Source organism: Paracoccus shanxieyensis (assembly GCF_009711265.1).
Taxonomy (GTDB): Bacteria; Pseudomonadota; Alphaproteobacteria; order Rhodobacterales; family Rhodobacteraceae; genus Paracoccus; species Paracoccus shanxieyensis.
In genome coordinates this window covers 1-23,828 of sequence record NZ_WMII01000028.1, presented here as the reverse complement: position 1 = coordinate 23,828, position 23,828 = coordinate 1, and the positions used below count along the sequence as shown (strand labels likewise).

Genomic DNA, 23,828 nt, shown 5'->3' with positions numbered 1-23,828 from the left:
CACCAGAGATGTCCAAACATGAAAAGACGGCCGACCTGAGCGGCCTTTACACGGCGGCGATCCGGGCCAGCGTGGCCAAGCTGGATCCCCGCAGCCTGTGGCGCAACCCGGTGATGTTCGTGACCGCCGTGGTGGCCGCGATGACCACGATCCTGGGCCTTCGCGACCTGCTGTCCGGCGTGCCGGGCGCGGGCACGTCCTTGCATATCGCGGCCTGGCTGTGGCTCTGCGTGCTCTTCGCCAACTTCGCCGAGGCCCAGGCCGAGGGCCGCGGCAAGGCGCGGGCCGATACGCTGCGCGCGACGAAGTCCGAGACGCGGGTGCGGGTGCTGGCTGCGGCAGAGGATGATCCCGCCACGGGTGTCGAGACGCTTTCGACCGCGCTGCGGGCAGGCCAGTTCGTCCATGTTGCCGCCGGAGAGATCATCCCGGCGGATGGCGAGGCGGTGCGGGGCGTGGCCTCGGTCAACGAAAGCGCCATCACCGGTGAAAGCGCGCCAGTGATCCGTGAGGCAGGGGGCGACCGGTCATCCGTCACCGGGGGCACCACGGTTGTGTCGGACTGGCTGGTCATCCGGGTCACCGCCGAGCCGGGGAAAAGCTTCCTCGACCGCATGATCGCGCTGGTCGAAGGGGCCGAACGGCAAAAGACCCCGAACGAGATCGCGCTAAACATCCTGCTGGTCGGTCTGACGCTGATCTTCCTGTTCGTCGTCGTCACGTTGCCCGCCTTCGCGAGCTACTCCGGCACCACGATCCCGGTGGTCGTGCTGGGCGCGCTGTTCGTGACGCTGATCCCCACCACCATCGGCGGCCTCCTCAGTGCCATCGGCATCGCGGGCATGGACCGGCTGGTCAAGGCCAACGTCATCGCCAAATCCGGCCGCGCGGTCGAGGCGGCGGGGGATGTGGATACGCTCCTTCTGGACAAGACCGGGACGATCACCTTCGGCAACCGGATGGCCGATGCGCTGATCCCCGCGCCGGGGGTCGCGCTGGCGCGGCTGGCCGAGGCGGCGGCGCTGGCGTCGCTGGCCGACGAGACGCCCGAGGGCAAATCCATCGTGGACAAGGCGCGTGAGGTGCTGGGATCGGTTCCCGACATGCCCAAGGGCGCCGAGGCGGTCGCCTTCACGGCGCAGACGCGGCTTTCGGGGCTGGACGCTGATGGCCGGACGTTCCGAAAGGGCGCGACGGATGCAGTGATCCGGCTGACGGGCAAGACCCCGCCGCAGCCCTTGCAGGCGCAGGTCGATGCCATCGCGCGGTCGGGCGGCACGCCGCTTCTGGTGGCCGAAGGGACCGAAATCCTCGGCGCGGTCCACCTCAAGGACATCGTGAAACCCGGCGTGCGCGAACGCTTTGCCGAGCTGCGCGCCATGGGCATCCGCACGGTGATGATCACCGGCGACAACCCCCTGACCGCCGCAGCCATCGCCGCCGAGGCGGGGGTGGACGACTTCCTCGCCGAGGCGACGCCCGAGATGAAGCTGGACCTCATCCGCCGCGAACAGGCGGGCGGGCGGCTGGTTGCCATGTGCGGCGACGGGTCGAACGACGCGCCCGCGCTGGCACAGGCCGATGTCGGCGTGGCGATGAACGCAGGCACCCCGGCGGCGAAAGAGGCCGCGAACCTGATCGATCTGGACAGCGACCCGACGAAGCTGATCGAGGTGGTGCTGGTCGGCAAGCAACTGCTGATCAGCCGCGGGGCGCTCACGACCTTCTCCATCGCCAATGACGTGGCGAAATACTTCGCCATCCTGCCCGCAATCTTCGTTGCGGCCTATCCGGGGCTGGGGGCGCTGAACATCATGGGGCTGGCATCGCCCACCTCGGCCATCCTGTCGGCGGTGATCTTCAACGCGCTAATCCTGGTGGCGCTGGTGCCGCTTGCCCTGCGCGGGGTCGCCTACCGTCCATCCAGCGCTGCCGCACTGCTGCGCCGGAACCTTCTGATCTACGGCTTGGGTGGCCTGATCGTGCCCTTCATCGGGATCAAGGCCATCGACGCGGCCCTTGTCGCCCTGAACCTCGCCTGAAGGAGAGACACATGCTCACCCACCTTCGCCCCGCCATCGCCCTGACGGCGTTCTTCACACTGCTGACGGGTCTGGCCTATCCGCTGATCATGACCGGCGCCGCGCAGACGCTGTTCCCCGCCGTCGCCAATGGCAGCCTGATCGAAGCAGATGGCGCCGTCATCGGGTCGTCCGTGATCGCGCAGCCGTTCACCGGGGCGGGCTACCTGCACCCGCGTCCCTCGGCCAGTGACTGGAATGCTGCCGGAACCGGCGCATCGAACCTCGGCCCAACCTCGGCCACGCTGATCGCCACGGTCGCAGAGCGCCGCGCGGCATGGGAGGCGGCAAACGGGTCAACCGCGCCTATCGACGCGGTTACCGCCTCCGGCTCTGGTCTTGATCCGCACATCAGCCCGGAAAACGCGCTGGCCCAGGTTGGTCGGATTGCCGCCGCGAGGGGCGTGGATGAGGGCGCAGTGCGGCGACTGATCGAAGCCACAACCGAAGGCCCGCTCCTCGGCCTTTACGGCGAACCGCGGGTGAATGTGCTGCTCACCAACATCGCGCTTGACGAAGCCTTTCCGATGCCGCCCGCTGGAGGGGAAGGACAAGCCACCGAATGACCCCCGATGCCGAAATTCGCCCCTCTCCTGAAGCACTTCTCACGCAAGCCGCGCGTGAGGGGCGGGGTCGGCTAAAGGTCTTTCTGGGCGCAGCCCCGGGGGTCGGCAAGACCTGGGCGATGCTGGATGATGCGCACCGCGAGGCGGAGAAAGGCCGCGACGTGGTCGCCGCCTTGATCGAGACGCATGGCCGGGCCGAGACGCAGGCAAAGCTCGCGGGCCTTACGCAACTGCCGCGCAAGCCCGTGATCTATCAGGGCCGCGCCCTGACCGAGATGGACCTTGACGGCCTTCTGGCCCGAAAGCCCGATCTGGCGCTGATCGACGAACTCGCGCACACCAACGCCGATGGCAGCCGCCACGAGAAGCGCTGGCAGGATGTCGAAGAGGTGCTTGCCGCCGGGATCGACGTCTACACCACGTTGAACATCCAGCACATCGAGACGCTGAACGAGACGGTGGCCCGCATCACCGGCGTCCGCGTGCGCGAAACCGTGCCCGACGGCGCGCTGGGGTCGGCCGACGAGATCGAGCTGATCGACCTGCCGCCGGATGAACTGGTGGACCGGCTGAAGCAGGGCAAGGTCTATCCCGCCGATCAGGCGGCCCGCGCGCTGTCGTCCTTCTTCGTCAAGGGCAACCTGACGGCGCTGCGCGAGCTTGCCATGCGCGCCGCCGCCGACCGGGTGGACGCGCAACTGCGCGAACACATGGCCGCGAACGCCATCGCCGGGCCATGGCCCACGCAGGAACGCATCCTCGTCTGCATCAACGAAAGCCCCGCCGCGCGCGAGGCGATCCGCGTGGCCAAGCGCAGCGCCGACCGGGCGCGCGCTGAATGGATCGCGGTGAACGTGGCGCAGGCGCGGATGGAGGCGCTGCCCGAGGCTGACAAGGACCGGCTGGCGGGCAGCCTGCGCCTGGCCGAACGGCTTGGTGCCGAACTGGCGACACTGGAGGCAGAGCACGACGTAGCCGAAGCGATCCTCGACTTTGCGAAGGCCCGCAACGTCCGCCGCATCGTGATCGGCCGCCCGCGGCCCCGGCCGTTCTGGGCGAAGTGGGCGTCCGAGGACGTCGCGACCGATGTCCTGCGCAAGGCAGGGCCGTTCGAGGTGACCGTCGCCTCGGAACCGGACGAAAAGCCGAAGGCCAGCCGTTTCCGCCTGCCGCGTCTGGCGTCAGAGCCAAAGGCATGGGGCGAGGCGGTGCTGGCCGTCGCCATCGCCTCGGCCTGTTCCTGGGCCGCCGAACAGCTGTTTCCGGTGGCCAGCCTCAGCGTGATCTACATGACGGCGGTGGTGGTGGTGGCCAGCCGCCGCGGGCTGGGGCCTGCCCTTGCGGCGGCCGTTCTGGGCTTCATGGCCTACAATTTCCTCTTCACCCACCCGCGTTATACCTTCCACGTCTCGCGGCAGGGCGAGCTTTTGACCTTGGGGCTGTTCCTCGCGGCCTCGCTGGTCACCGGCAACCTCGCTGCCCGCCTGCGCGCCCGGGTGGATGCACAGGCCGCCATCGCCGACCGCACCAACAAGCTTTACGACTTCAGCCGCCGTGTCGCCGCCGCAGCCACGGCTGACGATGTCGTCTGGGCCTCGGTCAGCCATGTGGCGACGACGTTGCGTTGCGAGGCGGTGCTTCTGATGCCGCGCGGGGCCGAGTTGCGGGTGGTGGGGGGCTTTCCGCCCGAGGATCGGCTGGACGTCCGCGACCAGTCTGCTGCGCAGTTCGCCTGGGAGAAAGGCGAAGCAGCTGGCCGGGGATCGGACACCTTGCCCACCGCCCGGTGGTTCTTCCTGCCGCTGGTTGCTGGCGACCGGCGGCTTGGCGTCCTTGGCATTGCCTATGCCGACGACCGCCAGCTCCTACGCACCGACCGCCGCCTCCTCGATGCGCTGATCGACCAGATAGCCCTGGCGCTGGAACGGCTGCGCCTGACCGAAGACCTTGCCGCCACCCAGCTTGCGACTGAGACTGAACGTCTGCGAACGGCTCTGTTGAACTCGGTCAGCCACGACCTGCGCACGCCCCTTGTGACGATCATTGGTGCTGCTGGCCACCTGGCGGAAGCCGATTTGCCCCAGGATGCTCGCCGCGATCTGGCCGAGAACATCCGCGAGGAGGGTGAGAGGCTCGACCGCTACGTGCAGAACCTTCTCGACATGACGCGCCTCGGCCATGGTGCGCTGAAGCCTCGCTTGGCCCCGCAGGACGTGGCCGAGATCGTTGGGGGCGCACGAGCGCGGACGAAGGCCATCCTGCGCGGTCATGATCTGCAGGTGGACCTTGCGCCAAATCTCCCGCTGATCCTCGCCGACGGGGTGCTGCTGGAACAGGTGCTCGTGAACATCCTCGACAATGCCGCCAAGTACGCGCCCGAGGGCACCGCCATCGGCATCGCCGCCCGATTGCAGGGAGTGCGCGTGGAGCTTTCGGTGACAGACCGCGGCCCCGGAATCCCGCCCGAGGATCAGGCCCGTGTCTTCGACATGTTCTACCGCGTGGCCGGGGGCGACCGTCAGCGCGCGGGCACCGGCCTTGGCCTTGCCATCTGCAAAGGGCTGGTAGAGGCGATGGGCGGCACGATCCGTGCCGAGACCGGCTGGCCCGATGGCACCGGCACGCGTATCGTGATGGCACTCCCCTTCCACAACCCCGAGGTCGCTGCGTGAGTGTCCCTGCCCGTATCCTTGTCATCGATGACGAAGCTCCGATCCGCCGCTTTCTGCGTGTGGCGCTCGAAGCCGAAGGCTATGGCGTGATCGAGGCAGGCACCGCGCGCGAAGGGCTAGCAATGGCGGCCCGCGAGGCGCCGGCGCTGGTCGTGCTCGACCTGGGCCTTCCAGATGCCGACGGCCTGTCCGTGCTGCGCGACCTGCGGGGCTGGAGCCCGGTTCCTGTCCTGATCCTGTCGGTCCGCGCCGATGAGAGCGACAAGGTCGAGGCGCTAGATGCGGGCGCACAGGACTATGTGGTCAAACCTTTCGGTGTGAAGGAGTTTCTTGCCCGGATCCGTGGCCTGCTGCGTGATCGCAGCACCGAGGTTGTGCCGTCTGTTCTGACGGTTGGCCCGCTGACAATCGACGCCGTCGATCATTCCGCCACGATGGACGGAATACCCCTTCACCTCACGCGGCGGGAGTTCGACCTGCTGTGGATGCTGGCGAGCCATCGGGGGCGACTGGTCACACAGGAGATGATCCTTCGGGCGATCTGGGGCCCCGCCCATGCCGAGGACAGCCAGTATCTGCGGGTTTATATCCGCCAGTTGCGGCAGAAGCTTGGCGATGATGCCGCGAACCCCCGGTTCATCGCGACGGAACCCGGGATTGGCTATCGGTTCCTTGATCCGCTAGTGAACTGATAACGGTTGTGGCTCAAAAATCCGTCTCCAGATAGACCCCAGCACAGTCGTAGGCGACGGCAACGGCCGTGGCGCCTGTGTTCAGGAACAGCCGCGGCGACAGGAATTGCGCGGCGGCTGGCAGGTCGGCGGTGATCTCCTGCTCGAACACCGCGCCTGAGACCTCGTCGACCACCCGCACCCAGACAGAGCTTCCGTTCGGCGGCGCGGCGATGAAGAGCGTCAGCACCCCACCCGTCGCGATGGCGAAACTCGCCCCCATGTCGGTCAGCGTCGGCGCGCCGGTGCCATCGTTCGTGACCAGTTGCCAGCGTGTGTGGGTGCCGCGCTGGAAGCCGATGCCGATGCAATTGATGGCTGCGGCGAGCGTCAGGGTGGTGGCCAGCGCTGCGGTCGATCCGTAGAGGCCGAAGAACCCCATCCCGGTCGCCTGCAGTGTCGTCAGCGAAATCCGCGTCACGAAGGTCCAGCCGCCGAGGCCCACCGCGTTCCCGCGCCAGCATGCCCAGCCTGCGGATCGCTGGTCGGCCACCGAGTCCACAACCGCTGCTGAGGTCAGACGCCAGCGGCGCATGCTGGCGGCCAGGTTCGTGGCGGCCAGCGTCGGATGCGAGACGGTGCCGACCGAGGTGATCGGTAGGCCTTCTGTCGTGATCGTGGTGCTGACCGACGGCGACCAGTTGGCGATGCGGTTCACCCCGAAATGCGGCTGGAGCGGAAAGTCCCGGCCAGAGGGGCGCATCACGTCGATCCACGGCGCCCCGGCGCGGTTGCGCGCATAGAGGGCGGCCTTACCTGCGGGCGGCGGCGATGGCGCTGCGGCCAGACCTGGCAAGACCGTGGGCTGCGGCAGTTCTACCTGACCGCTGGTGCGGTCGATCCTGATCGCGTCGAAAAAGGCCGAGCCATCCGGGCTGACCTTGAAGCTGAAATCGTCGTTGCCGAGAAGCCCGATGAGGGCGCGGGCCGAGAAGCCGGTCTTGAAGGCGAAGGCCGCGTCATTCCCGGCCGCAGCCTTGTTGACGGTCGTCTCGATGCCCGCGCCTGCATTGTTCAGCAGCACCGCAGGCGTGTTGACCGACAGCCGGTTGTAACTGTCGGCCGTGGCCCCGCCGAGACCGAGCAACTGCGCGGTCAGGTTGGCCTGCGGCATGCCGACCTGCGTGACGGCATTGGCGAAGGTGACCGTGGGCGTGTTCACCACCGTCGCCCCGCCCGCGCCAGCCGTCGCAGAGCCGATGTTCACGACCGTCGTCGACCCGGACACGCCGCCAGTGCCGAGGTTCACGGTCTTGGTCACGCCGGTGGTCGTGGCGCCGATGCCCATGCCATAGGTGGCGGTCGTCGTGGCCGTGCCGATGCTTGCCGAGGCCGCCGAGACGGTGACTGTGCCCGAGGCGGTCAGCGTACCCGAGAAGGTCTTGTTGCCGGTGAAGGTCTGCGTTCCGGCGAGGATCGCCAGTTCGGACGAGGTGTTCGGCAGTGTGAAGCTGCGCGTGGTGCCTGCGCTGATCCCCGCCAGCGAGAAGGTGGCCTTCTTCGTCGGATCAGCGTCGTTCACCAGGCTGAACACCGCATCCGCCACGTCGCGCGGCTCGCCCACAACGTCCCACGCGCTGCCGGTCCAGACGAGGAACAGTCCCTCGTCCGCAACCCACACCAGCCAGCCGGTGCGCGGGACGAGCCGGATCCATGCGCCGTCCACCCAGAAGGCGATGTTCAGATCCCACCCGGCCCAGAGGCCGGTGGCGCCCGAGGCGACCAGATGGCGGTTGCCGTCGGCGGGGCTGGCCGGGGGCGCGGTGCGCGTGCGGTCGAGGACCGAGAGCTGCACCATGGCATCGAGCAGGCGCAGCGCCTCGTTGTGGGTGACATGCTTCTGCGCTTGGGCGGCCAGAAGATAGGGCAGACCCAGGTGGGTGGTGGTGTCGGACATGGGAGTTCCCGTCAGAACTGGAGGGACACGGTCGCGGGCGTACCGCGCCCGAGGCGGTTCGAGAGCTGGAAGATGCGGAGCGCCAGCATCTGGCTGGGCCCCAGTGGCGCACCCCAATCGGCTGTCTGCTGAGCGGCGGTGTAGAGGACGGAGGGCGTACTGCTGGTCAGCGTGCGCTTGATCGCAGCGCCGTCGAGGATCTGGACGTCGTAGGATTCCAGGTCCTCGGCCAACGGCACTTCGACCTGTTCCCAGGCATCGGCGACCAGCGCGCGGGATCGCCGGATCCAACGGATCGTCAGATCGCCCGAGCTGCGCGCCGTGCGCCATGGCTGTTCGACATGGACCGGGGCAAAGGGGACAAGGCCGCGCCCGGATGGGGTGAAGGCGAGCGAGGCATAGCTTGCGTCGCTGACCGCCCGCGCGACAGGACCGACCCGCCAGTTCCAAGGCAGACCAAGATCGGCCTCGGCGATGGGCAGCGATGACAGCGCGGTGTCCAGGATCACAACCCGTGCTCCGGCCGGGGCCAGGTTGCCCATGGCATGTTCTGTCCCGCGCTGGCCGCGCAGGAGGCGGGTCAGGCGGTACCTGCCCGGGGCGATGAGTTCTGCCTTACCCGCCTGAACGATCTCCCATTGGCCAGCGGCGCTCTCGACCGCCAGCGCATTCGCCCCGCCGAACAGGGCGACATCCGTCACGCTTTCCAGCGTTCCGGACAGCAGATCGACCACCAACGCGTTGCCAAGATCGAAGCGCGAGGTCGGCCCCGGAAAGAAGTCGAAGGCCAGAGTGCCGATCTGGGCCCGACTGCCGAATGTGGTCAGGAGGCTAAACCCATCGGTCGAGGCGCTGCGGAACACGGCGATCTCGCCCGGCCAGGGGCTGGCATGCGCGGCGATCAGGGGGCGATGTGCGGGCTGGTCTTCGCTGATCTGCGGGATGTCCAGCATGACCACCTCGGGCGTGCCGAAGACGACGGGGCTGGCAAGCGAGGCCGGACGCGGATCGCCGGGCGGCAGGTCGTAGGCGGCCCGATCCTGACGGACCGCCTCGATCCCGCGCGCCTCGGCATCGGCGACCGAGACGAGCCGGAATTCCACCTCGCGGCCGTCATGCGCCAGCCGGATCACGTCGGCAGGGTCGAGGGCAAGGCGCGAGGGCGGCAGGCGGAAGGTCGCGCTTTCCCGGCCGATCCAGGCTTCCATCAGCGCGCGGCGGCACCGGCGTTCCGCCTCCTCGGGCGGGATCGCCATCGGGAAGCTTTCCGAGGCGATGCGGGTGGTGTCGACGGTGATCCGTCGCGCTTCCACCAGCGCGGCGTCATAATCCTCATCCGCCCGCGCGACCTGCCACTTCAGTGCCTGCGGCAGTTCGGTTTCCTGGCCACGGGTCAGCTCAAAAGCCTCACCCTCACGACTGGCCACCAGATCGTCGATGGCCAGTGTGACGACCGAGGCGCGGCCACGCATGACAAAACGGATCACGCCTTCGGTCTCGATGGCATCGAAGCCGAAGTGGCGGGTCAGCGTGGAAATCGATGCGCGCGGGCTTTCCAGCGCGCCGATCACATAGCCCTCGACCGCGCCCCAGAGGCCGGAAACGTCGATCAGGTCTTCCGCCAGCCCGGCGCAGAGGCAGAGGTGGCGCACGAGGGCGGCCAGAGACACCGCGCCGAGCCTGCCGGTCAGCCAGTGCCCGAGCCGCCAGTTGGGGCCGTCTGTCCAGATCCCGGTCAGTTCGGGGAAGAACGGATAGGGCCGCGCGTCCCAGGTCCACGCCGCACATTCGGGAACATGGACCATCCGGCCACCGTAGACGGATGAGGTCGGGTTGTTCGCCCCTTGGTCCCACCAGAGATAGCTTGCCTCGAGATAGGCGCGCTGGATGGCATCATCGCGCCAGCCGCGTGAGAAGAAGGGCGTGAAGCTCTCGGACGACTTGGGATCAAAGAAAACGTTCGGCTGGTTGGTGCCCCGGTCGATGGCCGGGCAGCCCAATTCCGTGAACCAGACCGGCTTGGACTGCGGTACCCATGCGGTGGGCGTGCCGCTTTCCACCCCGCCCGGCCGGTTGAAATGCGGGTTCGTCCACCATGCGCGGATATCCTTGGGGCGAAACACCCACGGTTTGCCTGCCGCGCCATCGGAGATCGGCATGCGGATCTGCGCAGACCGGTCGGCAGCGCTGGCATAGAACCAGTCAAAGCCCTCGCCGCCCGCGATGTTCGATTGCAGGTAGGCGCGGTCGTAGATCGCGGCCCAGCCTTCAAGCGCATCGGCATGGTCGAAACCATCGCGCCAGTCCGAGAGCGGCAGGTAGTTGTCGATGCCGACGAAGTCGATGTTGGTGTCCGACCAGAGCGGGTCGAGGTGGAAATAGACGTCGCCGCTGCCGTCCTGCGGATGGTGGCCGAAGTATTCCGACCAGTCGGCGGCATAGCCCACCTTGGTGCCCGGCCCGAGGATCGCCTTCACCTCGGCCGCCAGCGCCTTGAAGGCCGTGACGGCCGGATAGGCGCTGGCGCTCGACCGGATCGTGGTCAGACCGCGCATCTCGGTGCCGATCAGGAATGCATCGACCCCGCCGGCGACCGCGCAGAGATGGGCGTAGTGCAGGATCATCCGGCGCAGCCCCCAGTCGCTGGAGGGGCCGGTCCAGCTGACGGTGTCGCCCGACTCCGCGAACTGCGCCGGGGTGGCAGCACCGAAGAAGCTGGAGACCTGCGTGGACGCTGCGGCGGTCTTGTCGGCGGTCCCTGCGAAGCCTGCCGCCGGGGAGCAGGTGATCCGGCCGCGCCAAGGGAAGGAAGGCTGGCCGGGTGTGGCGGAATTCGCGCTGTATGGGTTCGGCAGCGTGTTGCCGGGCGGCACATCCATCAGGAGGAACGGATAGAAGGCTACCCGCAGCCCGCGCGCCTTCATCTCGCGGATCGCCTGCACCACCGCAAAGTCGGCAGGAGTGCCGCCATAGACCGGCCGGTCCTCGGCGTCGCGGCTGACCAGATGCGCATTGGCCCGCGCCACGCCGTTGACGGTCCAGACCTCGGGGCTGGTGACCTTGGCCGCCACTTCGACGCCGGGCTTGATCGTACAGTTGCCCGCACGCAGATCGTTGCCGAACCAGGCCACGACGAGGCTGACGCTTTCGACCGCCGGGGCCATGGCCTGCAGCCGGTCCAGCGCCACCACGATGTCGGGCTGGTCGGGCAGCGCGTTCAGGTTCTCGGCGACCGTGGCACCACCGCTGCCCTTGCAGATGGCCTCGGTGGCATAGGTGAACTCGCCCGAGGCCGGGATCAGGGTGACGGCCTTCACCAAACCCTCGGCGGTGTCGGGGTCAGCCAGCGGGCGGAAGACCTCGAAGGACAGCTGCGGCAAGCGGTTGCCGAAGGTCGCCAGCGCCAGATCCTCGAACACGACATAGGCCGTGCCACGATAGGCGGGCGTATTGGCCGCGCCCATCTTGGCGGCGATGAAGGGATCGGCCGTTTGTACCTCGTTGCCGGGATACCAGCGCCAGGTCACGCCAGTCATGTCCATCGCCTTGCCGTCGGCCCAGATGCGGCCGATGCCGGTGATCGGACCCTCGCAAAGTGCTACGGCGAAGCTGGCATAGTAGAGGTATTCGGTGGTCTTGACCTTGCCTCCCCCACCGCCTTTGCCACCGCCCTGCGTGGTGGTCTTGGTCTCCTCGCGGAAATCGGTGGCCCAGATGATGTTGCCGCCGATGCGCATCCGGCCGTAAAGCCGCGGGATCACCGCCCCTTCGGTGGCCGAGGTGATGCGCAGCGTGTCGAGCCGCGCGCCCTCGATCCGCTGGGCGGGGGCCAGTGAGGACACGATCCAGCTGTCGACCACCGAACCCACCGTCGAGCCGATGAAGCCACCAATGGCCGCGCCGGAAAAGCCGAGAATCGCGCCACCAAAGGCCCCGCCGATGGCAGTGCCGACAGCGCCGAGGACAAGGGTGGCCATGGAAACTCTCAGCGTTGGGGAAAGAGGAAGGCGAAGGCGATGCGGCGTCGCCACGTCGGGGTCAGCGGTTCCTCGATCACGCCGAGCCGCTCGTAGGCATGGAGGAAGGTGTCGGGCCTGGTGAGGATGCCGACATGCTTGGCGACGGCGCGCGGCATCATGCGAAACAGGATCAGCGCGCCGGGAGGGGCATCGACGGGTGTGATTTCCTCCATCATGCGGCGCGCTCCCTCGGCCAGCACCTCACGCGGGCCGCTCTCGCCCCAGTCCCGGCTGTAAGGCGGGATCGGGAAGGGCTCGGGCCCGACCACCTCGCGCCAGACACCGCGCGCGAGGCCGAGGCAGTCACAGCCGACGCCCTTGAGGCTGGCCTGATCGTGATATGGCGTTCCCAGCCAGGACCGCGCGACGGTGATGACCGTGTAGGGATCGGCCGGTGTCACAGCACAGCCCCCTCGTGGCCGCCGTCAGTGGTGGCATAGCGCAGGACAGCATCCTGGCCGGGGATGTTGGGGAAGCCCCGGAAGTTGGCAACATTGGCGAACTTCGTGCCGCAGGTCGTGATGCGCTTGTCGCACCCAGCGTGGATCGTGAAGGTGTCCGTCCCGGCGATGGCACGCACCGGGGCTTCCAACAGGGTCAGGATGGCGACGCCGTCGACGAGGTCATGCGCCAACACCTCGGCCCGCCGCCCGGCATTGGCCCCGCTGGTCCAGTCGAGAGTGCCGAAAGTGAACCAGCCGGAGGTGAAACCGCCAAGCCCAGAGGCAGTGAAGGCACGGTCGCGCAGCACATCGATGATCGCACCGGTGCCCTTGAACGGTGATGCCTCGAGATCGACCCCGCAGCGCGCATCGCCAAGCGTGGCGTCGCAACTCGCCTGAAACGTTCGCCCGACGGTCTGGCCAAGGACATGGGCCAGGCTGCGCACTTCAGCCACGAAGGCCAGCCGCCCACGCCGGATCTGACCGATGGCCCCGCGCCGCATCAGCAGGCGCTGGGAGGTCGCGGCCCAGTTCACCCGCCAGACCTCGACCGCTGCATTGTCCCAGCGGCCGTCGAGGATATCGGTCTCGGTGATCCGGTCGGAGGACAGCACGCCTTGGGCGTCCTGCGCGTCGACGGAAAGATCCGAGCCAGACCGCACTTCGGAGGCGGCAAAACCGCTTTCCGGCTCGAAATCGGTGCCGTCGAACGTCAGGGTCCGGTCGTGATCGGTGAAGCCGAGCGTCACCCCATCGGCCCGCACAATCCGCCAGCACCAGGCCAGCGTCGTCGTGCCCTCGTCGAGATGGGACTGCAGCGCGGGCTGGAGGGCCTTCACTTCCGCCCCCAGCCGCGCCACAGGGCGACCGAGGCCAGCGCCGAGGACACGACACCGCCCGCCGCGCCGGTCAGGGCGTAGAGGTTGAACGGGCGCAGATCGAAGCTGCCCGTCACCAGATCGAAATCCGCCAGCCCGGCCATGGCCAGCCCGGAGGCGGCAAGACAGGCCAGATAGACCAGCCCACGTGCGAGGTTCCAGTTCATGATGTTGCCTTTCCTGTGAAAAATTCCATCAGCTGCTGCCACCACGACCGGGTGCCAGGCGATTGGTTTGGCACCGGTATTGGCAGGGGCGGCGGCACCGGCTGGCTCGCCGGGCGCAGCAATGCCAGCGCCTCGGTCTCGGTCAGCCGTCGGACCGGCCGCGAGAAATCGACCCGGCCGTTGCGATCCACCGCCCAGACCGGGATGGTGCCGGTCGGATAGCGGCCATCGCGGAACAGATCGCGTTCGGCCTCGCGCCGTGAGCGGATCGCGGCGGGCCGGAGCCACCCCATGAAGGCTTGCGCGGCGGCGGCGCGGTTGCCCGCGTTCAGGTGGCGGGTCAGCGAAGCTTTCGCGATGCCGCCGGTGTTGTAGTGGAACGACACCAGTGCATCGAACTCGTGCGGTTCCACCGGTACCTTCACCGCGCGCAGCACCTCGGCCTCGTATGCCACGATGTCGCTGCGGAAGAGCAGGAACGCCTCGCGGATCCCTGCATCGAGATCAGCAGGCATGCCGCGCGGCAACCGTGCCGGATCGGGCGGACCGGCGGCAGCGGTGTGGCCGATGCCGAAGGTCCAGACGTTTTTGACATCGAGATAGGGTCCGGGCACGATGCCTTCGTGCCGGACGAGGGCCAGCAGCCCCCGGTCAGTCATGCGCATGGAAGTCACCCCAGAAGCGAGAGGATCAGGATCAGCGCGGCGATCGCGATGCCGACGCCCAGGCGGTGTCGGAAGGCCTGGCCGGGATCGGCCGGGTCGCAGCGCAGGGAGCGCGCAAGGCGGAGAAGGTCATGCATCGCCATCGCCTTTCCCGGCATGGCGCAGGCGGGCGAGCAGCACCTCGATGAAGGCTGGTCCGAAGACGCCGACCAGATAGGCGGCCGAACCCGCCGCGCCCCCGGCCGGGATCGCCTCGGGCGGCAGGCCGAGCCAACGGGTGATGATCGCCATCGACAGGCTCCCCATCCCGGCCGCGATCAGACCGCCAAGCAGGATGTGGCGCAGCGCGTCGCGCAGCCGCATCTTCGTCGTCAGCGCATTTGTCGCTCCCCCGAGCGCGCCCCAGGCAGCGAGGATCACGGCGGTGGAGGCGAGCAGTTCCTTCAGGGCAGCCGCCAGAAATCCGGTTTCGTCGTTCATCGTCGGATCTCCAGAAGCGGGATGGAGGTGATGGAGCCCAGCCGCTCGAGGTCGAGCGTCACGTCGAGCACGTCCGTGTCGAAGCGGACCGGGACATCGAACTCGAAGCCCGCCGTGATCGCGACGCTTAGGCCCGGCGCGGTGGTGAAGGTAATGACGCCGGTCGTGGTATCGACGGACCAGCCGGACCCTTGCGGCACGCCATTCAGGGCGATGGTGACCGAGCCCACGACCGGCTTGGCGATGGTCCGCACCCATGTCTGGCTGCCCGAGACGTAGTGCTTCACCAGCTGGAAGGCGGTCGTCGCGCCGTCGCCGGTGCCGATCGCCTGGTCGGTTGGCGATGGCGTGCCCGAGGGCAGGCAGGACTTGTGGTCGCCCCAGTCCTTGAAGCGGAAACCGTGCAGCCGCCCGTTCCGTGCCTCGAAGAACGCGACCACCGCCGCCAGATCGTCGGCGCGGCGGATGCCGTAGGCCACATCGTAACGGCGGCGCGAATTGGCCCAGCTGGCGTTCCTCTCCTCGTCGCCCGAGGCGAGCTCGACGATCTGGGTTCGCCGTTCCGGCCCGCCGCGCGCGCCGCGGCTGATGTTGTCGGGAAACCGGACCTCGTGAAACGCCATCACATGCCCCTCCGACCGAGCGACACGGCGCGGGCGATATCCGCGGCGACCTGCGTTCGCGATTGCCGGAAGCTCTCGGCGTCGCGGGCCATGATGGTCACGTTGACCCCGCCGCCCGCGCCGTAGCTCTGTGCCTCCCGCCGCGACAGCACGCGTTCCCCGCGCTGCAGGATCGCGGGCACCTCGTCGTGACGAAGCCCGGCCATGCCGCCACCATGCATCCGCGGCGCGGCGGCGAAGGCCATGGCCGGGACCATCCGCGAGGGTCCAGCCGATCCGACCATCCCGCCCGCATGCAGGACGTTGGCGAAGATGCCGCCCGCCCCGGAGAAGACGCCGGAGAGCGCATTGGCGATCGGCCCGAGGATGAAGCGTCGCGCCGCCAGCTGGGCGAGATCGGCCAGCAGCGAGGTGACGAGGTCGCGGAAGTCGAGCTTGCCGGTCTTCACGAACTGGCCCACCGCGTTCTCGGCCGACTGGAAGGCGCCGACGAGGCTCTGGCCGATGTCGCCGCCGATCTCACGCGCCTTGCTGGCGTAATCCGACAGCGCCGCCGTGACGGCCTGCCAGCCGGTGACGGCGGCCTCGGTCGCGGGCTCCGCCGCAGCGGCGGCAGCTCCGGCCGCCGCGCCTGCATCCGTCGCGGCGCGTCCGGCATCGCCGAGCGCCGTCTCCAGCCGCTCGGCAGCACCCGTGGCCTCGGTCAGCGCATCCGCGCTCGCCTCATCGGTGCCGCGCACGGCATCCCGCAGGGCCTGCCAGCTTTCGAGGGGCGCGCGGGCCTCCTCGGCCAGATCTCGCGCGGCCCCGCGATACAGGTTCGCGGACTCGAGCGCGCGGTTTGCCGCCTCGGTCAGGCCGAGATCGGGCGCGGTCAGCGGGTTGTCCTCGAAGGCCCGGTCGAAGGCCGCCTGCGCCGCCGTCGTCGCGGCCGTTGCCGCCCCTTCGAAGCGGTTCTCGATCTCGCCAAGGTCGAGGTCGGGCACCAGCGAAATGCGGCGCTCGGACCCGAGCGCTTCCAGCCCCTGATTGATGCCGCCGATGAAGCCGTTGATGCGCGAGACCACGCCGTTCAGCATCGCCTCGACGCCGTCGACCAGGCTGTTCGCCGCCTGGAACGCCAGATCGCCGATGGCCGCGGGCAGCAAGCCCCAGATCGCCTTGATCGCCTCGTAGGCCCCCTCGAACGTGTTCGCGGCGGTGTTGCCAAAAGCCACGACGCTCTCGATGGCGCTCTGCATGCCCGACGCGGCGTCGGCCTTCAGGTCGAAGAACATCGCCGTGGCGGCCGCGCCCGCCGCAGCCGCGCCCATCCTGATCCGCTCCCAGACCTCGACCGCCAAGTCCTTCAGGAGCGACATCGCCTCGCCAAAGCCGCCCGCGCCGGACACGAGCCGGGTGAACTGGTAGACGAGCTCGCCTGCGCCCACGATCAGCGCGCCGATGCCGGTCCGGATCAACGCGCCCCTTAGCACGACGAGAGCGGTGGCGAGGCCACGGATGGAGAGCGCCGCGGCGGCCATGCCGGCGACCCAGCGGCCCGCGAGGAAGGCCGCGAAGGTGGCGGCATAGGTGGTCAGGCGGCCGATGTTGTCGAAGAGCCCGCGGATCGCGATGCCGAGCGGGCCGGTGCGGCTGGCGACCGCCGCCATGGCGTTGGCGACGGCTTCGAGCGCAGGGGCCGCGGCGACGGCGAGCTGGTTCGAGAGACCGAGCCAGATCAGCCCGAGCCGGGAGATCGCATCGTTCGTCCGTTCGATCTGGTCAGCGTCCTGCTCGGAGACCACGACCCCAAAGGCGCGCACGTCCTCGGTCGCCTGGCGCAGCGTCGCGGTGTCGATCCGCGACATGGCGATAGAGCCTTCCTCGCCGAAGAGCTGCCCCGCAACGGCCGCGCGTTCTGCGGCGGGCACGAAGCTCTCGATGGCCGCGTTGATCGCCCCCACACGCTGGTCCAGCGGCAGAGCAATCAGCTCGTTGGCCGAAAGCCCCAGCCGGTCCAGCGCGTCGGCGGCGGGGCCGGTCCCGGCCGCCGCCTGGCTGAGACGACGCGTCAGATCCTTGGTGGCCTGCTCGATCCCGGACATCGAAACGCCCGCCAGTTCGCCCGCGCGCTCGAGGGTCTGGATTGAGGCGACGGTCGTGCCAAGCGACTGCGCGAGCTTGGCCTGTGCATCAACTGTCTGGAGGCCGGAGCGGATCATCGCCACGCCCGCGGCGGCTGCGGCGGCCACGGCGGCGGCGGCCGCCACCCGCACCCGCCGCGCGAAGGCGGCGAGCCGGGCGTTCGCGGCTTCCATCTCCCGGCTCAGCCGTCCGAAGCCACGCGATCCGGCTTCGCCCACACCTTCCAGCTCGGCGCGCACCTGCCGTCCGCCGACCGCGGCGAGGCGGACGGACACACGCTTTTCAGCCATTGGGGCGTTCCATCTGTTCGTTGAGCTTGGCCACCATCACCGCTTCGATGACCGGCAGCAGTTCGGCCATGGCGAGCGGCGGCACGCCGAGGGCGTCACCGAGCGCCAGCGCTGCCGACATGTCCCAGCCGATCACCGCGCCGGGCAGTAACCGGAGCTGGCCGCCGAGGCGGCCGACGAGGTCCCAGACCTGCCAGCCTTCATGCGTGAGCGGGCAGTTCAGCCGCGCCGGGCAGTCCGGGCAGGCTTGCGCGCAGGCTTCGCAGTAGCGCTCGCCCCCGCCGAAGGACCATTCGGCGAGAGCGCGGAGGCGTTTTTTTCCTGCTCCAACAGCAGGCCCTTCGAGACGTAGCTCAGCTGGAAGGCCTCGAAGATCGGCCAGATGTCGAGGAGCGCGTCGATGGCCTCCGGGGTTGGGTCGATGGGGTTCCCGTCCGCGTCGCCCACACCCTCCCAGGAGAGCACGGCCCGCCGCGCCAGTGCCTTGGCGAAGGCGACGGCGCGCTCCTCGTCCGAGGCTTCCTCGGGCACCGCCTCGACGGCCGGGTCGCTGCGGGTCGCGACCATCAGCGCGGTGGTCAGCGGGCGCAGCTGCACCCGCACGCCGGGCGCGAGGTCATGCCAGCGTGGCGCGTTCGTCAGATCGAGCGTGAGCATCAGTAGTCCTCGATGTCGTTGATCAGGGTGGCGGTGCACATCCGGCCGACCACGCTGTCGCGCGCCGCCTGCCAGTCGAAACTGGCCTGCACGCCCTGCGGCCCGGAGATCTCGATCCGCGGGCGCGGCAGATAGACGGCGTGGGCGGTGAAGGTGAAGCTCTCGCCGGACGGCAGAGAATAGGAGAACTCCATCTCGCAGGCCTCGCCGTTGATCGCCTGCGTCACCAGCGTCTGGTCGGCGAAGCGCACCTCGATCCGGCCGGTCAGCGCCGCGATAGACGGGTCGGCGCCGTCGATGCGGCCGTCAGAGCGGATGGTTTCGATCCGGTCGAGATTGTTGGCATAGGTGATCTCGGCCGAGACGACGTTGCCGAGCGCCGTGCCGTTGCGTTTGATCGAGCCGTTGAAATGGCCGAAGCGCTTCAGCTCCAGCGCGGCGGGCGTTCCGGCGCTGGTCGTCGTGCCCACGGTCTCGCCCTGCGCCACCAGCCGCGCCGTTGCCGTCAGCAGGCCGGAACGCTGCATCTGCCAGGTGATCTGGTCGAGCACCACGCCGGAATACATCGCATAGCGCGGGATCTCGGGCATGCCGGTTTCGATCGACATGCTGGGCAGCGTCCAGGAACCGGACTGAAACGTATGGGTATATGGACCGGGCGAGCTTCCGGTGGTGACAGGCTGGCCGAACGCGGCCTTCAGCCAGAAGCCGAAAGCTTCGGCATCGATCGGCACCACCACATCGCCATCGGCGGTCACCGCGTCCTTGATGGGCGCCAGCGGATCGCGGCCGTAGCCCAAGAGCTCCGAATTCAGCAGCGGCTGCTCCGCGCCGAGCGACGTGCTGGCGAAGGGCATGCGGGTGAAGCCGCTGACGGGCGGCGTTCCATAGGTCGTCTCGAACGCAAGCGCCATCAGCGCTCGCGCCCCCTGGGCTCGTGCCATGTTCGTCTCCTGTGGTCGGTTGGGTCAGGCCAGCGGGTCGGCCGTGGAATAGTGCAGCACGACCGGGATAACGGCGGCCTTCAGACTCGCCGCGCCCTCGACCGGCAGATCGACCGGGCGCGGGGCTTCGGCCTCGACCCAGTCGCAGAACCCGCCCAGCGTCCGGTCGGCGGCGAGCGCTGCGCCGATGCTGGCGGTCAGCGTGTCAAAGGCGGCGTCGCGATCGGCACCCTGAACGACCGCCTCGATCTCGGCTCGGTGCTGGTAGTGATAGCGCAGCGGCGACAGCGTGACTTCGGGCGCACCTGGTTCGCCATCGCGCAGGATCATCAGGCCCTCGACCGGCATGCGCTCGGGCAGCACGTCCCCGCGCAGAGCGGTGGCGGGCAGCGCCGAGAGCCGCGCGTGCAGCGCGACGAGGATGGTTTCGCGAGGTGTCATGGGTCGGCCGAGTTGGAAATCGCGTCGAGCACCGGACAATCGGGGACTTCGGCGCCCGAACACCTGGATGCAGTTGTAGCGAGGACGGATTCGATACGCCGAAGATCCGCGATCCTCGCGCGGACATCGGCAAGGTGCCGCTCCGTCCGTTCCTTGACCTCGGCGCAGGTCGGCGCGGCGCCGTCGCCGAGCCCCATCAGCCCGCGGATGTCCTCCATCGAGAACCCGAGTTCGCGGGCGCGCAGGATGAAGCGGAGGCGTGTGGCGTGTGCGGCGGAATAGACCCGGTAGCCGGCGTCCGTGCGGGGCGGGTCGGGCAGCAGGCCGGTCTTCTCGTAATAGCGGATCGTCTCGATGTTGCAGCCGGTCGCCCGGGCCAGGTCGCCGCGTGTGAAGCCGCTCTCGCGCTCGTGATCGGTCATGGGCAAGTTTCCTCTTGAGCCTGTAGTTGCTACAGACCCTACACCCATCGTCAATCACAGACGAGAGGTGCGCGACATGGCGCTGACAGACGACAGAACGGACAGCACGGGCGCGGATCGCCCCGCCCGAAAGGGCTGGCTCGCGGCGGGCGGTGTGGTGGGCGCCTTTCTCGCCTCGGCCTGCTGCATCGGGCCGCTGGTGCTTCTGACTCTCGGCATCTCGGGCGCCTGGATCGGCAACCTGACGGCTCTGGAGCCTTACAAGCCGATCTTCGCCGTGATCGCGCTCGGCTTCATCGCGGCGGGTTTCTGGCAGGTCTATTTCCGCAAGCCAACCGTCTGCGAACCCGGTTCCTACTGCGCAAGGCCAGCATCGGCGCGCATCACCAAGTCGGCTCTCTGGGCCTCCCTGATCCTCGTTCTCGCAGCCCTCACCATCGACTGGTGGGCCCCGCTTCTCTACTGACCCCGAAAGGACATCCACATGAAGAAGATCCTTGCACTCGCCTTGTTCGGCCTGACCGCCGTTGTGCCGATCACCGCCATCCCTGTTGCCGCGCAGACCGTCGCCGCCGAGCAGACCGTCACCTTCGCGGTGGACAACATGACCTGCGCGCTCTGCCCAGTCACCGTGAAGCGTGCGATGGAGGGCGTCGCGGGCGTGCGCGCCGTCGAGATCGACTTCGATGCCCGCACCGCCACGGTGATCTTCGACACCGCCGCGACGAGCGCCGACGCCATCGCGACCGCGTCGGCCAATGCAGGCTACCCGGCGCGTGTCGCGGGCTGACGAGATGACCGAGCAGTCCGACCGCAAGCTGATCGCGACAGGGATCGTCGGCACCGTCATCGCGGCGCTCTGCTGCTTCACTCCGGTGCTGGTGGTGCTTCTGGGTGCCGTGGGCCTGTCGGCCTGGCTGGGTTGGCTCGACTACGTTCTGCTGCCCGCGCTCGCCTTTTTCGTCGCGCTGACCGTGTACGCGGTCTGGAGACGGCAGCGGCGCCAGACCACTCGAACGGATGGATGACTTGATGAAAGACGATTGCTGCGCGCCCAAGGGCGATTTCGACCTTGCCGTGATCGGCGCCGGATCGGCCGGGTTCTCGGCCGCGATCACCGCCGCCGAGGGAGGCAAGCGCGTCGCGCTGATCGGCCATGGCACCATCGGCGGGACCTGCGTGAACGTGGGCTGTGTGCCCTCCAAGACGATGATCCGGGCCGCGGAAGCCCTGCACGGTGCGCAGACAGCACATCGGTTCCCGGGCCTGAACAGCGAGGCGCAGGTCGCCGACTGGTCGGCGCTGATTGCGGCCAAGGACGATCTTGTCGCGACACTGCGCCAGAAGAAGTACGCCGATCTGCTGCCGGGCTACGGCGGTGTGACCTATCTCGACGAGGGTCCGGCGCGTCTCGTCCTCGGCGGGGTCGAGGTCGGCGGGCGCAGGATCACGGCTCCCAAGGTGATCGTCGCGACCGGTGGCCGACCCGCCGTGCCCGACATCCCTGGGATCCAGGACGCACCAACGCTCGACAGCACGTCGCTGCTGGAGCTGGACCGGTTGCCCGAAAGCCTGATCTTCCTCGGCGGCGGCTACATCGGCGTGGAGCTGGCGCAGATGATGGCGTGGATGGGCACCCGCGTCACCATTGTCTGCCGCTCGCGCCTGCTGCCGCGCACAGAGCCGGAGGTGTCCCGGGCGCTGACGGAGACGCTGCGCGCCGAGGGCGTCGCGGTTGTCGATGGCGCGACCTACGACGCCGCACGGCGCGACGGGGCCCGTGCGGTCCTGACGGTGACGGTGGACGGCGCAGACCGCGATCTGACGGCCGACCGCCTCGTCCTGACGACGGGACGCGCAGCCAACACCGAGGGGCTGGGCCTCGCGGAGATGGGCGTCGAGACCGACGCGCGTGGCGCGATCCGGGTGGGCGACGACATGCAGACCACGAAGGCCGGCATCTTCGCGGCGGGCGATGTGACCGACCGCGACCAGTTCGTCTACATGGCCGCCTATGGCGCCAAGCTCGCGTCCCGCAACGCCGTTCTGGGCGGGGCGGAGCGCTACGACAACGCCGCGATGCCGTGGGTGGTGTTCACCGATCCGCAGGTCGCCGGCGTCGGGCTGACCGAGGCGCAGGCGCGCGCCGCGGGTCATGACGTCAAGACCAGTGTGCTGACGCTCGACAACGTGCCCCGCGCGCTCGCCGCCCGCGACACGCGCGGCCTGATCAAGCTCGTCGCGGACCGGGCGACCGACCGCCTCCTGGGCGGCGTGATCATGGCGCCGGAGGGAGCCGACAGTGTCCAGACGCTCGCCATGGCGCTCAAGTTCGGCATGACGACAAAGGCGCTCGGCGAGACGATCTTCCCCTATCTGACCACGGTAGAGGGGCTGAAGCTCGCCGCGCAGACCTTCGACAAGGATGTCGCGAAGCTGTCGTGCTGCGCGGGGTAACCCGAGCCGTCGGTTTCGTGGCTGCCGAGCAAGATTGCGCATCGATGCGATCACAACCTACCCCCCACCCAGTTCGCCACGATCAGCCCCGGCACGCTGTCCAACGCCCGGTCTGCATCCCGCGCCAGATCCAGCCGCTTCGGCAGCTTGACCTGCGGCACCAGCAGGAAGATCGGCGCAGTGACCTTTCCGCGCCCGGTCTTCGACCGCGACACCACCGCCTGGCCTTTCGTGTTCAGCCGCCCCTCGGCGACCAGCAGGCTGGGGCCCGTCCGGCGATAGACGAAACGCAGGCGGAGGCCGCGTCGCCGCTCCCATTCACCGGGGGTGATCCGGCCGCCGCGCAGGGATTTGCCCGCCGCGGGCAGCGGGATCGCCAGCCAGAACCCGTTCTTCGATCGGATCAGCGGCCCGGTGTCATGCGCACCGACGATTACCGGCGCCTTCGACCAGACCAGCGCCGCAGCCTCAAGGCTCTCGCCCGACCTCGGGAAGTTCTGGCTCCGGATCGAGTTGGCGAGCCGTGTACCAAGCCCCGCGCCGGTGATCTGCAACCGCCACGCCGTCTTCAGCCCAGTCCCGGCCTCGCGAATGGCGGCGGTGACGGCCCGTTCACCCGCCGCGACCTCGGCCGCCATCATCGCGACGATGTCGGGATCGATGTCGAGCTTCAGTTTCACGCGGGCCTCAGGTCGACGGTCCAGACCAGCCGCTCGCGGTCGCGGACCGGCTCGCCCTGTATGAGGAAGGCGTCGCCGTCGATCTCGATGCGGTCGCCGGGACGCGGGTTCGCCACCTCGGCCACGCGCAGGTCGATCCGGGTGGTTTCGGACCAGAGCCGCGCGTCGCCGAAGTCGGTGACCGCGTCGGCGCGACGGGCGACGGCACGCACCAGCACGGGTGTACCGCCGTCGGCGATGTAGACCGCGTCCCGGCCGATGTTCGGATCGGCGAAGAGCGCGCCGATGGCGGCGGCGAAGGCCGACATCAGAACGTCGCGTTCAGGCGCACCCGGCCGATGGTGTCGCCGGCGCCGCTCGCCACCGCCTCGACGGCCGCGCCGATGAGGGTGTTGTCGGTCGCGACGGTCGTGGTGCGCTTGTTGGTGTCGTCCCAATAGACCTTGGCGCCAACCGTCCACGCCTGGGAGCCGACCTTGGTGATGTCGAACACGCCGACGAGCGCGGTCTCGACGGGCTCGCCAATGGCGGCGGCACCCGCGGCGATGCCGAAGATGGAGCCGACGAGCAGGCCATCGCCGGAGGCGA

Annotated in this window: 26 protein-coding genes; 8 read left to right on the top strand and 18 right to left on the bottom strand. The window is 68.8% G+C overall.

The window, feature by feature from the left end; translation table 11 throughout:
- Positions 1-8: 8 nt before the first annotated feature.
- Genes kdpB through GL284_RS18980 form a run of 4 tightly spaced genes read left to right on the top strand, consistent with a single transcriptional unit; the run spans position 9 to position 6,011 of the window.
- Positions 9-2,042 carry a potassium-transporting ATPase subunit KdpB gene (gene kdpB / locus GL284_RS18995; RefSeq protein ID WP_155046058.1) on the top strand — a complete coding sequence of 678 codons (2,034 nt, stop codon included), beginning with the start codon at positions 9-11 and terminating at the stop codon, positions 2,040-2,042.
- An 11-nt stretch (positions 2,043-2,053) separates the two neighbouring features.
- Complete coding sequence (gene kdpC, locus GL284_RS18990) at positions 2,054-2,647, top strand: potassium-transporting ATPase subunit KdpC (RefSeq protein WP_155046057.1); 594 nt, start codon at positions 2,054-2,056, stop codon at positions 2,645-2,647.
- Entirely contained in the window at positions 2,644-5,319 is a 2,676-nt protein-coding gene (locus GL284_RS18985; RefSeq protein ID WP_155046056.1) for a sensor histidine kinase, read from the top strand. Before kdpC ends, GL284_RS18985 begins: the two co-directional genes overlap by 4 nt.
- The gene (locus GL284_RS18980; protein WP_199257447.1) at positions 5,316-6,011 is read left to right on the top strand and encodes a response regulator; all 696 of its coding nucleotides are present in this window, start codon (positions 5,316-5,318) and stop codon (positions 6,009-6,011) included. The genes GL284_RS18985 and GL284_RS18980 overlap by 4 nt, the downstream gene beginning before the upstream one ends.
- A gap of 13 nt (positions 6,012-6,024) precedes the next feature.
- Here GL284_RS18980 and GL284_RS18975 read toward each other — a convergent pair whose 3' ends face one another.
- From GL284_RS18975 to GL284_RS18905, 15 genes are all read right to left on the bottom strand, one after another.
- Positions 6,025-7,947, bottom strand: a complete 1,923-nt coding sequence (locus tag GL284_RS18975) for a DUF2793 domain-containing protein (RefSeq protein WP_155046054.1) — start codon at positions 7,945-7,947, stop codon at positions 6,025-6,027.
- 11 nt (positions 7,948-7,958) lie between these two features.
- Positions 7,959-11,924, bottom strand: coding sequence for a baseplate multidomain protein megatron (locus GL284_RS18970; RefSeq protein ID WP_155046053.1), 3,966 nt, complete (start codon positions 11,922-11,924; stop codon positions 7,959-7,961).
- Positions 11,925-11,932: 8 nt separating this feature from the next.
- Complete coding sequence (locus tag GL284_RS18965) at positions 11,933-12,367, bottom strand: NlpC/P60 family protein (RefSeq protein ID WP_341870505.1); 435 nt, start codon at positions 12,365-12,367, stop codon at positions 11,933-11,935.
- The gene (locus GL284_RS18960; protein WP_341870506.1) at positions 12,364-13,248 is read right to left on the bottom strand and encodes a DUF2163 domain-containing protein; all 885 of its coding nucleotides are present in this window, start codon (positions 13,246-13,248) and stop codon (positions 12,364-12,366) included. The genes GL284_RS18965 and GL284_RS18960 overlap by 4 nt, the downstream gene beginning before the upstream one ends.
- On the bottom strand, positions 13,245-13,454 hold the full coding sequence (locus tag GL284_RS18955; protein WP_155046052.1) for a hypothetical protein: 210 nt from the start codon (positions 13,452-13,454) through the stop codon (positions 13,245-13,247). The genes GL284_RS18960 and GL284_RS18955 overlap by 4 nt, the downstream gene beginning before the upstream one ends.
- Complete coding sequence (locus GL284_RS18950) at positions 13,451-14,119, bottom strand: lysozyme (RefSeq protein WP_155046051.1); 669 nt, start codon at positions 14,117-14,119, stop codon at positions 13,451-13,453. The genes GL284_RS18955 and GL284_RS18950 overlap by 4 nt, the downstream gene beginning before the upstream one ends.
- 5 nt (positions 14,120-14,124) lie before the next feature.
- On the bottom strand, positions 14,125-14,262 hold the full coding sequence (locus GL284_RS18945; protein ID WP_155046032.1) for a hypothetical protein: 138 nt from the start codon (positions 14,260-14,262) through the stop codon (positions 14,125-14,127).
- Positions 14,249-14,599: a hypothetical protein gene (locus GL284_RS18940; RefSeq protein ID WP_058248933.1), complete on the bottom strand. Its 351-nt coding sequence runs from the start codon at positions 14,597-14,599 to the stop codon at positions 14,249-14,251. Before GL284_RS18940 ends, GL284_RS18945 begins: the two co-directional genes overlap by 14 nt.
- Positions 14,596-15,222 carry a DUF2460 domain-containing protein gene (locus tag GL284_RS18935; protein WP_155046050.1) on the bottom strand — a complete coding sequence of 209 codons (627 nt, stop codon included), beginning with the start codon at positions 15,220-15,222 and terminating at the stop codon, positions 14,596-14,598. The genes GL284_RS18940 and GL284_RS18935 overlap by 4 nt, the downstream gene beginning before the upstream one ends.
- Entirely contained in the window at positions 15,222-17,639 is a 2,418-nt protein-coding gene (locus GL284_RS18930) for a phage tail tape measure C-terminal domain-containing protein (protein ID WP_155046049.1), read from the bottom strand. The genes GL284_RS18935 and GL284_RS18930 overlap by 1 nt, the downstream gene beginning before the upstream one ends.
- The gene (locus GL284_RS21820) at positions 17,632-17,760 is read right to left on the bottom strand and encodes a DUF7697 family protein (RefSeq protein WP_255453286.1); all 129 of its coding nucleotides are present in this window, start codon (positions 17,758-17,760) and stop codon (positions 17,632-17,634) included. Before GL284_RS21820 ends, GL284_RS18930 begins: the two co-directional genes overlap by 8 nt.
- A gap of 98 nt (positions 17,761-17,858) precedes the next feature.
- Complete coding sequence (locus GL284_RS18920) at positions 17,859-18,296, bottom strand: hypothetical protein (protein ID WP_155046047.1); 438 nt, start codon at positions 18,294-18,296, stop codon at positions 17,859-17,861.
- The gene (locus GL284_RS18915) at positions 18,296-19,240 is read right to left on the bottom strand and encodes a phage tail tube protein (RefSeq protein ID WP_155046046.1); all 945 of its coding nucleotides are present in this window, start codon (positions 19,238-19,240) and stop codon (positions 18,296-18,298) included. Before GL284_RS18915 ends, GL284_RS18920 begins: the two co-directional genes overlap by 1 nt.
- A 24-nt stretch (positions 19,241-19,264) precedes the next feature.
- Positions 19,265-19,681, bottom strand: coding sequence for an acyl-CoA transferase (locus GL284_RS18910; protein WP_083548833.1), 417 nt, complete (start codon positions 19,679-19,681; stop codon positions 19,265-19,267).
- Positions 19,678-20,103, bottom strand: coding sequence for a MerR family transcriptional regulator (locus GL284_RS18905; RefSeq protein WP_062563550.1), 426 nt, complete (start codon positions 20,101-20,103; stop codon positions 19,678-19,680). Before GL284_RS18905 ends, GL284_RS18910 begins: the two co-directional genes overlap by 4 nt.
- A 76-nt stretch (positions 20,104-20,179) precedes the next feature.
- Between GL284_RS18905 and GL284_RS18900 the strand changes: the two genes are divergently transcribed.
- The 4 genes from GL284_RS18900 to merA are packed head-to-tail and all read left to right on the top strand — an operon-like array spanning position 20,180 to position 22,560.
- Positions 20,180-20,569, top strand: coding sequence for a mercuric transporter MerT family protein (locus GL284_RS18900; protein ID WP_062563549.1), 390 nt, complete (start codon positions 20,180-20,182; stop codon positions 20,567-20,569).
- Between the two features lie 18 nt (positions 20,570-20,587).
- Positions 20,588-20,893, top strand: coding sequence for a heavy-metal-associated domain-containing protein (locus tag GL284_RS18895; RefSeq protein ID WP_062563548.1), 306 nt, complete (start codon positions 20,588-20,590; stop codon positions 20,891-20,893).
- Positions 20,894-20,897: 4 nt separating this feature from the next.
- Positions 20,898-21,131 carry a mercury resistance system transport protein MerF gene (gene merF, locus GL284_RS18890; protein WP_123644184.1) on the top strand — a complete coding sequence of 78 codons (234 nt, stop codon included), beginning with the start codon at positions 20,898-20,900 and terminating at the stop codon, positions 21,129-21,131.
- On the top strand, positions 21,124-22,560 hold the full coding sequence (gene merA / locus GL284_RS18885; RefSeq protein ID WP_155046045.1) for a mercury(II) reductase: 1,437 nt from the start codon (positions 21,124-21,126) through the stop codon (positions 22,558-22,560). Before merF ends, merA begins: the two co-directional genes overlap by 8 nt.
- A gap of 50 nt (positions 22,561-22,610) precedes the next feature.
- Here the strand turns inward: merA and GL284_RS18880 are convergent, their stop codons facing one another.
- From GL284_RS18880 to GL284_RS18870, 3 genes are all read right to left on the bottom strand, one after another.
- Positions 22,611-23,240 carry a DUF6441 family protein gene (locus GL284_RS18880; protein WP_062563545.1) on the bottom strand — a complete coding sequence of 210 codons (630 nt, stop codon included), beginning with the start codon at positions 23,238-23,240 and terminating at the stop codon, positions 22,611-22,613.
- On the bottom strand, positions 23,237-23,548 hold the full coding sequence (locus tag GL284_RS18875; RefSeq protein WP_062563544.1) for a head-tail joining protein: 312 nt from the start codon (positions 23,546-23,548) through the stop codon (positions 23,237-23,239). The genes GL284_RS18880 and GL284_RS18875 overlap by 4 nt, the downstream gene beginning before the upstream one ends.
- On the bottom strand, positions 23,548-23,828 hold a 281-nt coding region (locus GL284_RS18870; protein ID WP_155046044.1), incomplete at its 5' end, for a DUF2190 family protein. The genes GL284_RS18875 and GL284_RS18870, both read right to left, overlap by 1 nt.

Bases quoted from the DNA above. Each gene is read 5' to 3' on its own strand.
- kdpB (WP_155046058.1), top strand. From the start codon at position 9: ATGTCCAAACATGAAAAGACGGCCGACCTGAGCGGCCTTTACACGGCG.
- kdpC (WP_155046057.1), top strand. From the start codon at position 2,054: ATGCTCACCCACCTTCGCCCCGCCATCGCCCTGACGGCGTTCTTCACA.
- GL284_RS18985 (WP_155046056.1), top strand. From the start codon at position 2,644: ATGACCCCCGATGCCGAAATTCGCCCCTCTCCTGAAGCACTTCTCACG.
- GL284_RS18975 (WP_155046054.1), bottom strand. From the start codon at position 7,947: ATGTCCGACACCACCACCCACCTGGGTCTGCCCTATCTTCTGGCCGCC.
- GL284_RS18970 (WP_155046053.1), bottom strand. From the start codon at position 11,924: ATGGCCACCCTTGTCCTCGGCGCTGTCGGCACTGCCATCGGCGGGGCC.
- GL284_RS18955 (WP_155046052.1), bottom strand. From the start codon at position 13,454: ATGAACTGGAACCTCGCACGTGGGCTGGTCTATCTGGCCTGTCTTGCC.
- GL284_RS18950 (WP_155046051.1), bottom strand. From the start codon at position 14,119: ATGCGCATGACTGACCGGGGGCTGCTGGCCCTCGTCCGGCACGAAGGC.
- GL284_RS18945 (WP_155046032.1), bottom strand. From the start codon at position 14,262: ATGGCGATGCATGACCTTCTCCGCCTTGCGCGCTCCCTGCGCTGCGAC.
- GL284_RS18940 (WP_058248933.1), bottom strand. From the start codon at position 14,599: ATGAACGACGAAACCGGATTTCTGGCGGCTGCCCTGAAGGAACTGCTC.
- GL284_RS18935 (WP_155046050.1), bottom strand. From the start codon at position 15,222: ATGGCGTTTCACGAGGTCCGGTTTCCCGACAACATCAGCCGCGGCGCG.
- GL284_RS18930 (WP_155046049.1), bottom strand. From the start codon at position 17,639: ATGGCTGAAAAGCGTGTGTCCGTCCGCCTCGCCGCGGTCGGCGGACGG.
- GL284_RS21820 (WP_255453286.1), bottom strand. From the start codon at position 17,760: ATGTCGGCAGCGCTGGCGCTCGGTGACGCCCTCGGCGTGCCGCCGCTC.
- GL284_RS18920 (WP_155046047.1), bottom strand. From the start codon at position 18,296: ATGCTCACGCTCGATCTGACGAACGCGCCACGCTGGCATGACCTCGCG.
- GL284_RS18915 (WP_155046046.1), bottom strand. From the start codon at position 19,240: ATGGCACGAGCCCAGGGGGCGCGAGCGCTGATGGCGCTTGCGTTCGAG.
- GL284_RS18910 (WP_083548833.1), bottom strand. From the start codon at position 19,681: ATGACACCTCGCGAAACCATCCTCGTCGCGCTGCACGCGCGGCTCTCG.
- GL284_RS18905 (WP_062563550.1), bottom strand. From the start codon at position 20,103: ATGACCGATCACGAGCGCGAGAGCGGCTTCACACGCGGCGACCTGGCC.
- GL284_RS18900 (WP_062563549.1), top strand. From the start codon at position 20,180: ATGGCGCTGACAGACGACAGAACGGACAGCACGGGCGCGGATCGCCCC.
- GL284_RS18895 (WP_062563548.1), top strand. From the start codon at position 20,588: ATGAAGAAGATCCTTGCACTCGCCTTGTTCGGCCTGACCGCCGTTGTG.
- merF (WP_123644184.1), top strand. From the start codon at position 20,898: ATGACCGAGCAGTCCGACCGCAAGCTGATCGCGACAGGGATCGTCGGC.
- merA (WP_155046045.1), top strand. From the start codon at position 21,124: ATGGATGACTTGATGAAAGACGATTGCTGCGCGCCCAAGGGCGATTTC.
- GL284_RS18875 (WP_062563544.1), bottom strand. From the start codon at position 23,548: ATGTCGGCCTTCGCCGCCGCCATCGGCGCGCTCTTCGCCGATCCGAAC.